The organism is Pseudomonas sp. EA_65y_Pfl1_P113 (genome assembly GCF_963970525.1).
Classification (GTDB): Bacteria; Pseudomonadota; Gammaproteobacteria; order Pseudomonadales; family Pseudomonadaceae; genus Aquipseudomonas; species Aquipseudomonas tritici.
The window spans coordinates 1-575 of sequence record NZ_CAXAQM010000271.1 but is presented as its reverse complement, the minus strand read 5'-3'; the positions used below and the strand labels follow the sequence as shown (position 1 = coordinate 575).

1 protein-coding gene is annotated in these 575 nt (G+C 59.3%); it reads right to left on the bottom strand.

The window, feature by feature from the left end:
- On the bottom strand, positions 1-293 hold a 293-nt coding region (locus AACY52_RS29540; RefSeq protein WP_339561257.1), incomplete at its 3' end, for a hypothetical protein.
- Positions 294-575: the final 282 nt, after the last annotated feature.

The following is a 575-nucleotide window of genomic DNA, read 5'->3' as shown; positions in this document are numbered from 1 at the left end:
ACGGCGAGATCGCCGCGCGTATTGGCGGGTGCAATCTCAAGGCGCAGGATCAGATCATCGCCTTCCTGCATATCAAAGCCCCATTGCACCACGATCGGATGATCTGTCGTAATGGGAAAGGCGCTTAGAGCTTTTCCAAACTCTTTCACGTCCTGCCATTGAACCCAACAACCGCCGTCGCCCGAGAAGCGATCCGTCTCCACCTTGACCTCAAGCCAGCCAAAATCATCGGTTTGCTGGTCGGGATCGAAGACGCTGGAATCGTATTGATAGCGAAGGGTGAGCTTGCTCATTGCTTGGTGTTCGCATCTGAAAGCAGTGTCTGCAATCGAGAAGCGGGGCGGCGAGGCTAAAGGGCGCAGCTTGCGCGCCCGCGCCCTTTGGGCGGGTCGTTGCTTTCTTCTGGCGGTCGTCCAGGCTGCCGTTTTACGATACGGAGAACGACCCACCCCCGGCCCCTCCCTTTCAGGGAGGGGCGGTTGGCGGTTAGCGCCCTTTCTCCCCTCCCTGAAAGGGAGGGGTTGGGGTGGGTTGGCCTGCTGCGGTGCGGGACTGTGATTTTCCGAGGTGTACAG